The following is a 9,430-nucleotide window of genomic DNA, read 5'->3' as shown; positions in this document are numbered from 1 at the left end:
CGAACGGCGGCGGGGGAGCGGCGTGGGCGCCCGGGGCCGGTGCGGGGCCCGGCGGCGGAGGGGTGACGGGCGGCGGCAACCGGCGGGTCGGTGTCCTCGGCGGGTCGTCCGGCGGGCGCCGGGAGAGGTCGGGCTGCTCCAGGTCGAGCAGCCGGACGGCGTACCGCCCCAGGTCGGCCACCAGATCGGCGGGCAGCCACGGATCGCGCCGGGCGCCGTCCCCGGCGGCCCGCCGCTCGATCTCGTCGAGCGAGGGGCGGCGGCCGGCGTCCTTGGCCAGGCAGTCGGCGACCAGCGAGCGCAGCGGCTCGGCCAGGCCGTCCAGGTCGGGCTCGGCCGACACCACGCGCATCATCAGCGCGTGCACGCCGCCGTCGGCGGCGGCGAACGGCTGCCGCCCGGTCCCCGCGAACGCCAGCACCGCGCCGAGCGAGAACACGTCGCTTTCCGGGCCGACGCGCTCGCCGCGCACCTGCTCGGGCGACATGAACGCCGGCGTCCCGATGACCGTCCCCGTGCGGGTGGCCACGCCGGCGTCCACCGCCCGCGCGATGCCGAAGTCGATGACCCGGGGGCCGTCCAGCGTCAGCAGCACGTTGGAGGGCTTGAGGTCGCGGTGGACGAGCCCGGCGCCGTGCACGGCCCGCAGCGCGGCGGCCAGCCCGCCCGCCAGCGACCGCACCGCGGACTCCGCTAGCGGCCCGTAATCCTCCTCGACCACCTGCTGCAGCGTGGGCCCGGCGATGAACCCCGTGGCCAGCCAGGGCGTGTCGGACTCGGTGTCGGCGTCCAGGACCGGCGCGGTGAACCCCCCGCCCACCTCGCGCGCCGCCCGCACCTCCTGCCGGAACCTGCGGCGGAAGTCTGCGTCCCGGGCCAGCTCCGGATGCACCAGCTTGATCGCCACGGTCCGGCCGCCGGGCGACCGGCCCAGGAAGACCCGGCCCATGCCGCCCGCGCCGAGCCGTGCCAGCAGCCGGTAGGAGCCGACGGCGCGCGGATCCTCCGGGCGGAGGTCCTCCAAGCCCACGTCCCGGCCTCCAGGGGGTTCGCAATGATCGCCAACGCAGTATAACGATGTTTTGACACAGCGTTGAGTTCACTCGACATCGCGTCAACTGCGTTGCCGCGCCGGGGCCGCCGGCGGGCCTACACTGGCGCCCGACGAAACGAGCGCACGGCTCATGAGGCGCATGGGGGCACGGATGCCATCCGAACCGGTTCCCGCGGCCCGGGGCGCGGGCCGGGCCGCCGGGCGCGGCCGCCGCCGCCCGCGGCTGAACCGCGGCGACCGCCAGGAGATCGCCCTGCTGGACAGCGTGGAGCGGCTGGTCGGCGGCAAACCGCTGGCCGAGATCACCCTCGACGAGATCGCCGCGGGCGCCGGGCTGTCCCGGGCCGCCGTCTACTTCTACTTCGACGGCCGGGACGCGGTGCTGCGCGCGGCCCTCGACCGGGCCATCGAGGCGGGGATGGGCATCCTCGACGCGCACGCCGGGCGGGGCCTCGGCGAGGCGCTGGCCGACATCATGGCCGACTTCCTCGGCTGGTGGCGCCGCAAGGGCGGCCTGATCTGCGCCATCATCGACCAGAGCGGCCGGGACGCGCAGCTGCGCGACGCCTGGCGGGCCTTCTTCGAACGCTCCGGCGGCATCCTGGCCGAGGCGCTGGAGCGGGACCGGGCCGCGGGCCTGGTGCCCGACCTCGGCGACGCCCGCGAAATGTGCGTCGCCCTCACCTACATGTGCGAACGCAACTTCTACATGCTCTTCTCCCGCGAGCACCGCGCCGAGGAGGAAGAGGAGCTGTGCGCCCTGCTCGTCCGGTTGAGCCGCCGCGCCCTCGGCTACCCCGCCTCCTGAACGGCCCGGGCCGCGCCGTGCTCAGGTGCCGGCCGGGCGGTCGGCGGGCTCGCCCTGCCGCCGGGGGAGGAGGGCGGCCAGGCGCTTGGGGACGATCAGGCGGTAGCTGTCCTCGACGAGCTCGGCGATCTCGTCCCAGTCCTGCTCGACGTCCAGGCGGGCGCCCACCCAGCCCTTGCGGCCGACGTACGCCGGGACGAAGAAGCGCTCCGGGGCCTCGGCGACCAGGGCCTCCTGCACTCCCGGGGCGCCCTTGAAGACCATCGACAGCCCGTCCTCGGTGGTCATCACGAACATCTTGTCCCGCACCCGGTAGGCGGGCGCGGTGTGACCGCCGAACGGCTTCTCCACCGCCTCCGGCAGCGACAGGCAGATCTCCCGCAGCCGCGCCGCCGCATCCAGCTCGTCCATGCCCGGTGCATCCCTTCCAGCCGATGCAGTTCCGCCCAGCCTAGGCGCACCCACCGACAATCTCCGGCCGCGCCGGAGCGTGACGCCGCCCCCGCGGCGGCGTCCGGAGAAAGGGATGACCGAAACGGGTCGGCGGCCACCTCCGGCCACGCACGCCGCCCGGAAATGGCGCTACGTTCCGAGATCGAGTTTCGGGATGCATCATCCCCTTCGTCCCATGTGGAGCAGCCGAATGCGCCTACACCCTCGGAACGCCCACCTGAGCCGGAGCGGGCTCCGCGCCGCCACCGTGGTCGCCGCGCTCGCCCTGCCCCTGTCGCTGGCCGCCCCCGCCGGAGCCGATCCCGGCGCGGCCGACCAGCGCCGCGTCATGGCATCGATCAACGCGCCCGGCGCCAAACGGCACCTGCAGAAACTGCAGGCGATCGCCCGGGCCAACGGCGGCACCCGCGCCTCCGGCACGCCCGGCTACGCCGCCTCCCGCGACTACGTGGCGGGGCAGCTGCGCAAGGCCGGGTACAAGGTGACCGTCCAGCCGTTCGAGTTCCCCTTCTTCCAGGAGAACTCCACGGCGCTGCTGAACCAGGTCTCCCCGGACCCCACCACCTACCAGCCCACCCCGCCGGACGGCGGCACCGTCGGCGACTTCGCCACCATGACCTACTCCGGCTCCGGCGACGTCACCGCGACCGTGCAGGCCGTCGACCTGACGCTGCCCCCGTCGCCCGAGCCCGGCTCCACCAGCGGCTGCGAGGCGTCCGACTTCGCCTCGTTCACCGCCGGGAACATCGCGCTGCTGCAGCGCGGCACCTGCACGTTCGAGGAGAAGGCCCGCAACGCCCAGGCCGCCGGCGCGGCCGCCGTGATCATCTTCAACGAGGGGCAGCCGGGCCGCACCGAGACCCTGCAGGGCACCCTCGGCCAGCCCGGCTTCACCATCCCGGTGGTCGGCACCAGCTTCGCCGTCGGCGAGGACCTGGCCTCCCCGGAGGGCACCGTCGTGCGGGTCAAGACCGACACCGAGAGCGAGACCCGCACCACCTGGAACGTGCTGGCCGAGTCCAAGAAGGGACGCGCCGACCGGGTCGTCATGAGCGGCGCGCACCTCGACAGCGTCACGGCCGGACCGGGCATCAACGACAACGGCTCCGGCAGCGCCGCGCTGCTGGAGGTCGCCCTGCGCACCGCCAAGCTGCAGCCCAAGAACAAGGTGCGGTTCGCCTGGTGGGGCGCCGAGGAGCTCGGCCTGCTCGGCGCCGAGCACTACGTGGCGAACCTGTCGGACGCCGAACGCGCCAAGATCCGGCTCTACCTGAACTACGACATGGTCGCCTCGCCCAACTACGCCTTCAAGATCTACGACGGGGACGACTCCGACGCCACCGGCGCCCCGGCCGGCCCGCCCGGATCGGACGAGATCGAGAAGACCTTCGAGAAGTACTTCGACGCCCTGCGCATCGGCCACGTCGGCACCGACTTCGACGGCCGCTCCGACTACGGCCCGTTCATCGAGGCCGGCATCCCGTCCGGCGGCCTGTTCACCGGCGCCGAGGGCATCAAGACCGCCGAGGAGGCCAAGCTGTTCGGCGGCACCGCCGGTGAGGCGTACGACAAGTGCTACCACCAGGCGTGCGACGACCTGTCGAACATCAGCGACAGGGCGCTCGCGGTGAACCTGGGCGCGATCGCTTACGTCACCCTCACCTACGCCTACGGCAACGACCTGCCCGGCCCCGAGAACCGGACCGCGGCCGCGAGCGGCGCCCGCACGGCCGCCGCCGACCACGGCCACGACCACGGGCTGACCAGGTAACGCTCCTTTCGGCGTCCGTGTGCGCCGCGCCCTTCGGAGGCGCGGCGCACACGGACGCTTTCTCATTCGGTGCGGCAGACGGTGCCGTTGAGGGTGAACACCGACGGCAGGACGTTCGGGCCGCTGTACCCGGCGACGAAGCCCACGCTCACCGTGCCCCCGCCCGCGGCGAGCTCGGCGTTGTGGTCCAGGTTGGCGACCGTGACGTCCCGCCCGTTCTGCTGCCAGACGCCGTTCCAGCCGCCGTCCATCTGCTGCCATCCGGTCGGCCAGGTGAAGGCGAGCGTCCAGCCGTGCAGCGGCTCGGGACCGTTGTTGGTGATGTCGATGCCGCCGATGTAGCCGCTGGACCAGTCGCCGCTGGCGCTGTAGCGGACCGAGCAGGTGCTGTCCTGCGGCGTGCCGGTGGTGAAGGTGAGCGGCGCCGACGCCCAGGAGACGTCGCCCGCGGTGTCGCGCGCCAGCACGTTGACCGTGTAGCGGGTGCCGGGCCGCAGGTTGCGGGCGGTGAACGAGGTGCCCGCGGTCTCGCCGAGCTGCTCGCTGGTCGCGCCGTCCTGCCGGTACACCTCGTACTTGGCGATCGGGTGGTCTCCGGCGGCGGACGCGGTCCAGGAGATGGTGGCGGTGCTGTCGGTGACCTGCTCGGCGGCGGGCGCTCCGGGCTCGGCCGGCGCGCCGGACGGCTTGTCCGCGGGGTGCAGGACGAGCGTCGTCAACGAGTACGGCGGCAGCGTCCGGCTCGTGGCGTCGCCGTCCCGCCCGGTGGTGATCGAGGTGTCGCCGTTGCGGTGGGAGTACACGGTGGGCGAGCCGCTCGCCGGGGTGTAGCCGACGTAGTCGAGCTTCACCGTGCGCTCGCGGTCGGGGTCCTTGTTCAGCAGCAGCACCGCCAGGTCGCCGTTGGGACGGCGCGCGGCGTGCGCGGCGACCAGCGGGTCGTCCGTCCCGGCCTGCACGAACCGGTCGCCGGGACGCACGAACAGGTTCATCATCGACAGGCCGTGGTAGGGGGCGAACGGCGTGTTGAGCGGCGGCTCGCACACCGGCCCGTCGGCCGTGCACGTCCCGCTGGACAGCATCCCGAAGTCGCCGTAGTCGGTGTACCCGGCGACCGTGGACACCTTGTCGATGCCGTTGTGCACGTTCCACCAGTTGACGGTGAAGACGCCGTTCTCCAGCAGCCCGCTGTAGACGTCGGCCAGGAACAGCGCGCCCGGCTGGGTGTTGGGGCCGACCCCCACGTTGGTCTCGGTGAGGCTGATGCCGAGGTTCCGGCCGCCGGCGTAGCGGCGGATCTGCTCGCGCAGCAGGTACACGGCGTCGTCGATGTGCGCGGACTTGTCCAGCGCCTCGGCCGCGGTGCCGCCGCCCGGGTACCAGTGCACGTCCACGAAGTCGATCTTCGATCCGGCGATGGACAGCACCGTCTGGTTCCAGGTGCCCTCGTCGCCCTCGCCGACCAGGGCGTCCGGCCAGTTCGCGGGCATGGTGAGCACCGCGCCGACCTTGATCGACGGATCGGCCGCCTTCATCGCGTCGGCGAACGCGACGACGCCGCGGGCGTACGCCGCCGGGCTCTTGTCGGGGTGGTCGTCGGCCTCCCACTGCGCGCCGTAGTGGCCGTTGCCGTAGTTCTCGTTGCCGACCACCCAGTACCGGGTGCCGTACTTCTTGGTCACGTTGGCGTACCGCACCCAGTCGGCGGCCTCCTCGGGCGTCCCGGTGCCGTAGTTGGCGATGATCATCGGCTCGGCGCCGATCCGCTGCACCGACGCCATGAACGTGTCGAAGTCGGTGTCCGGCGCCACGTAACCGCCCGGAGCGGTGTGGTCCTTCCAGTGGTAGATGTCGCCGTAGGAGCCGCCCGGGTACCGCTTGACCCGCACCCCGGCGGCCTTCATCAGGTCGGACACCGCCGCGGTGCCGAGCTGGGCGTCCCAGATCGCGTCGTTGACCCCGAGCCCGGTCTCCGGCATGGCCGCCAGCCCGCCCCGGGCGTTGACGGTGACGGCGACCTCCGCGGCCGCCGCGCCGGCCGGTCCGGGCGCCGCGAGCAGGGCGGCGGTCAGCAGCGACGTCACGAGCGCGGCGAGAGGACGGCGAATTCGCATGGAGGATCCCGTCGGCACATCGGTGATCAAGTGGGCCTCATGCTGAGATCGCCCCGACACCGTGTCAACGCCGCCCCGGGCCCCGCTCCGGCGCGGGGCGGCCGGCCCGCGCTGCCGCGCCCCGCGTCGCGCCTGATCAACGCCCCCGCCCGAGGGCCTCCGGGGCGCCTGCCCCCGGCCCGTCCTCCGCCGTGCGCCGCGTGAAACCTTTCACGCCGGGTCGGCGTGGACGGCGCGCCGACGGTGCGGTGCCGCAGCTCGCGGCGATATGTGCTGATTGTCGGTGTGCTGCTGGTGCCTCGGTGACATGTGCGACAACTGCGGCCGAAAAAGCGGAATCTGACACTAGGATGATCGTCAAGATCGCACGGTGCGGACCGTGCGTCCTTGCGTCATCACGCATGGCCGGTGAGGAGCGACGGTGGCTGACGAGCGGCCGCGGCCCAAGGGCTTCGACCCGACGGTGCCGAACATTGCTCGCATGTACGACTACTACCTCGGTGGCAAGGACCACTACGAGGCCGACCGGGTGCGGGCCGAGGAGGCGAAGGCCGCCGACCCCACCCTGCTGTCCACGATCAAGGCCAACCGGGCCTTCCTGGGACGGGCGGTGCGCCATCTCGCCGAACAGGGCATCGACCAGTTCCTCGACATCGGCACCGGCCTGCCCACCCAGCAGAACGTGCACCAGATCGCGCACTCGGTGAACCCCGACGCCCGCGTCGTGTACGTCGACTACGACGAGCAGGTCGTCGCGCACGCGCGGGCGCTTTTGGCCGGGTCGGGGAACGTGCGGATCGTCCAGGCCGACCTGCGCCGCCCCCAGGAGATCCTCGACCACCCCGGCACCCGCGCCCTGCTCGACTTCAGCAAGCCGGTGGCGCTGCTGCTGGTCGCGACGCTGCACTTCATCCCGGACGAGGACGACCCGTACGGCATCATGGCCCGGCTGCGCGACGCCCTGGCGCCGGGCAGCCACCTGGCGCTGACGCACGCCTCGGCCGACGGCATCCCCGACGTGGTCGCCAAGGTCGTCGAGGTCTACAAGAAGACCTCCGCCCCCGGAACGCCGCGCACGGCCGAGCAGGTGCGCGCCCTGTTCGGCGACTTCGAACTGCTCGAACCCGGTCTGGTGTGGGCGCCGCTGTGGCGGCCCGAGCAGCCGGTGACACCAGAGGAGGCTGTGCGCATCTGGTTCTACGCGGGCGTCGGCCGCAAGCCCTGACGTCCGCCGGACAAGGCTCCCAATCGTTGGTCCTCGAAGAGGACATGTCCGAGAGAGAGGGCGACATGCGAGCCGAGACGGTCGGGGCCGCGCTGGCGGACGCGGCGAAACGGGACGGGGCGTTCCTGCACGACGGCGACGACACCCTCACCTTCGGCCGGTTCGACGAGCTGGCCGACCGGGTCGCGGCCGGACTGCTGGCGCGCGGCGTCCGGCGCGGCGACCGGATCGGGCTGCTCGGCCCCAACACGGCGCAGTGGCTGGCCGTCTTCTTCGGCGCCGCGCGGATCGGCGCGGTCGTCGTCCCGCTGAACGTGCGGTACCGGGAGCGGGAGCTGTCCCACATGCTCGGCCAGAGCGGCGCCCGCATGGTGGTCAGCGTGGACGCCGCGGCCGGCTTCGACTTCGCGGAGTTCTTCGACGGCTTCCGCGCGCGGCTGCCGGGCGTGCGCGACTACGTGTTCTTCGGCAGGGGCTTCGACGGCAGCATCTCGTTCGACGAGCTGACCGCGACCCCGGTCGACGCGGCGGCGCTGGCGGCGGCCCGCGAGGAGGTGGCCCCGGACGACCCGCTGGTGATCCTTTACACCTCCGGGACCACCGGCCGCCCCAAGGGCGCGATCATCACCCACGGCAGCATCCTGGCCTCGGCGACCGCGCAGGCCGAGCACTTCGCGCTGGGCCCCGGCGACGTCCAGCTCGGCCACCTGCCGCTGAACCACGTCGGCGGCATCACCTGCACCGTGATGACCGCGCTGGTCAGCGGGGGAGCGGTGGCGCTGGTGCCCGCGTTCGGCCCGGACGCCTCGCTGCGCGCGATCGAACGGCACCGCGTGACCGTCCTGGCCGCGGTGCCGACCATGTACGTGCTCATGCTCGGCCACGACGGCTTCGCCGACCGCGACGTGTCGTCGGTGCGCATCTGCATCGCGGGCGGCTCCAACGTGGAGCCCGCGCTGGCCGACTCGATCCGGCGGGGCTTCCCGACGGCGTCGCTGTACGGCCTGTACGGCCTGTCGGAGTCCTCGGGCGCGTGCGTCCTGTCGCGCCGGGACGACGACCCGGAGACGGTGTCGCGCACCCTCGGCACGGTGATCGGCGACTTCGAGGCCCGGGTCGTCGGCCGCGACGGGGCCGTCCTGCCGCCGGGGGAGGCCGGCGAGCTGCAGGTCCGCGGCGCCTGCGTGGCCGCCGGGTACTGGGACATGCCCGAGGAGACCGCCGAGGTCTTCCTGCCGGACGGCTGGCTGGCCACCGGCGACATGGTGGAGATGGAGCCCTCCGGGCACCTGGTGCTGCGCGGCCGCAAGAAGGAGATGTACATCCAGGGCGGCTTCAACGTCTACCCGGTGGAGATCGAGAACGTCCTGACCGCGCACCCGAAGGTCGCGATGGCCGCGGGGATCGGCGTGCCCGACGACGTCCTCGGCGAGGTCGGCCGGTTCTACGTGGTGCCCCGGCCGGATGTCGAACCGCCCACCGCCGAGGAGCTCACCGCCTACTGCCGGGACCGGCTGGCCGACTACAAGGTCCCGCGCCAGTTCGTCGTCACCACCGACGTGCCGCTCACCCCCGTCGGCAAGATCCACAAGGCCCTGCTCAAAGAGCGGTACCTGGCGGAGTCCTGAGCGCCTCCCCGGGCCGCCGCGTGGCGGCGGACGCGCGCAGGAACGCGTGACGTTCAGTCCGGATCGAGAACCGGATCGAGAAGGCGCAGGGCGTCGGCCGCGGCCCGGCGGACCCGGCGGGAATCGTCACGGGACAGCTCGGTGAGGCGGTCGGTGACCTCGGGGCCGACCCAAGGCGGCAGGGTGTCGTGCGACCGCCCGTAATCGGCCAGCGTGCGCGCCGCCTCGTAGCGGGCGTCTTCGTCGGGGGCCCGCAGCAGGGCGGCGAACAGGTCGGCGTCCTGCCCCGTGCCGGCGTCGGCCAGCAGCGCCGGCGCCGCCGCCCGGCCGTCGCCGTGCGACTCCTCGGCGAGCCGCCGCAGCCGCGCCCGCACCTC

At 73.1% G+C, this 9,430-nt stretch carries 8 protein-coding genes; 4 read left to right on the top strand and 4 right to left on the bottom strand.

Annotated elements, in window-relative coordinates; translation table 11 throughout:
* Positions 1 to 1,030 (bottom strand): serine/threonine-protein kinase (locus ABD879_RS23905; RefSeq protein ID WP_345023821.1); only part of this gene is annotated, 1,030 nt, incomplete at its 3' end.
* 175 nt (positions 1,031 to 1,205) lie between these two features.
* On the opposite strand from ABD879_RS23905, the gene ABD879_RS23900 reads away from it, so the two are divergent.
* On the top strand, positions 1,206 to 1,862 hold the full coding sequence (locus ABD879_RS23900; RefSeq protein ID WP_345023820.1) for a TetR/AcrR family transcriptional regulator: 657 nt from the start codon (positions 1,206 to 1,208) through the stop codon (positions 1,860 to 1,862).
* Between the two features lie 21 nt (positions 1,863 to 1,883).
* Here ABD879_RS23900 and ABD879_RS23895 read toward each other — a convergent pair whose 3' ends face one another.
* Entirely contained in the window at positions 1,884 to 2,273 is a 390-nt protein-coding gene (locus ABD879_RS23895) for an MmcQ/YjbR family DNA-binding protein (protein WP_345023819.1), read from the bottom strand.
* 232 nt (positions 2,274 to 2,505) lie between these two features.
* On the opposite strand from ABD879_RS23895, the gene ABD879_RS23890 reads away from it, so the two are divergent.
* The gene (locus tag ABD879_RS23890) at positions 2,506 to 4,086 is read left to right on the top strand and encodes a M28 family metallopeptidase (protein WP_345023818.1); all 1,581 of its coding nucleotides are present in this window, start codon (positions 2,506 to 2,508) and stop codon (positions 4,084 to 4,086) included.
* 62 nt (positions 4,087 to 4,148) lie between these two features.
* Here ABD879_RS23890 and ABD879_RS23885 read toward each other — a convergent pair whose 3' ends face one another.
* Entirely contained in the window at positions 4,149 to 6,200 is a 2,052-nt protein-coding gene (locus ABD879_RS23885; protein ID WP_345023817.1) for a cellulose binding domain-containing protein, read from the bottom strand.
* A 421-nt stretch (positions 6,201 to 6,621) separates the two neighbouring features.
* Here ABD879_RS23885 and ABD879_RS23880 point away from each other — a divergent pair, with 421 nt between their 5' ends.
* Both ABD879_RS23880 and ABD879_RS23875 read left to right on the top strand, forming a co-directional pair.
* Positions 6,622 to 7,425: an SAM-dependent methyltransferase gene (locus ABD879_RS23880; protein ID WP_345023816.1), complete on the top strand. Its 804-nt coding sequence runs from the start codon at positions 6,622 to 6,624 to the stop codon at positions 7,423 to 7,425.
* A gap of 65 nt (positions 7,426 to 7,490) precedes the next feature.
* Positions 7,491 to 9,053 carry a class I adenylate-forming enzyme family protein gene (locus tag ABD879_RS23875; protein ID WP_345023815.1) on the top strand — a complete coding sequence of 521 codons (1,563 nt, stop codon included), beginning with the start codon at positions 7,491 to 7,493 and terminating at the stop codon, positions 9,051 to 9,053.
* Between the two features lie 53 nt (positions 9,054 to 9,106).
* Here the strand turns inward: ABD879_RS23875 and ABD879_RS23870 are convergent, their stop codons facing one another.
* Complete coding sequence (locus ABD879_RS23870) at positions 9,107 to 9,427, bottom strand: HEAT repeat domain-containing protein (RefSeq protein ID WP_345023814.1); 321 nt, start codon at positions 9,425 to 9,427, stop codon at positions 9,107 to 9,109.
* Positions 9,428 to 9,430 lie beyond the last annotated feature (3 nt).

This window comes from Actinomadura keratinilytica, from assembly GCF_039539665.1.
In the GTDB taxonomy this organism is placed as follows: Bacteria; Actinomycetota; Actinomycetes; order Streptosporangiales; family Streptosporangiaceae; genus Spirillospora; species Spirillospora keratinilytica.
Note: the sequence above shows the minus strand (reverse complement) of the source record. Positions and strands in the feature narration are given on the sequence as shown.

What these genes read in the sequence shown, in the direction of transcription:
- ABD879_RS23895 (WP_345023819.1), bottom strand. Translation starts at nt 2,273, where the DNA reads ATGGACGAGCTGGATGCGGCGGCGCGGCTGCGGGAGATCTGCCTGTCG.
- ABD879_RS23885 (WP_345023817.1), bottom strand. Translation starts at nt 6,200, where the DNA reads ATGCGAATTCGCCGTCCTCTCGCCGCGCTCGTGACGTCGCTGCTGACC.
- ABD879_RS23875 (WP_345023815.1), top strand. Translation starts at nt 7,491, where the DNA reads ATGCGAGCCGAGACGGTCGGGGCCGCGCTGGCGGACGCGGCGAAACGG.
- ABD879_RS23890 (WP_345023818.1), top strand. Translation starts at nt 2,506, where the DNA reads ATGCGCCTACACCCTCGGAACGCCCACCTGAGCCGGAGCGGGCTCCGC.
- ABD879_RS23900 (WP_345023820.1), top strand. Translation starts at nt 1,206, where the DNA reads ATGCCATCCGAACCGGTTCCCGCGGCCCGGGGCGCGGGCCGGGCCGCC.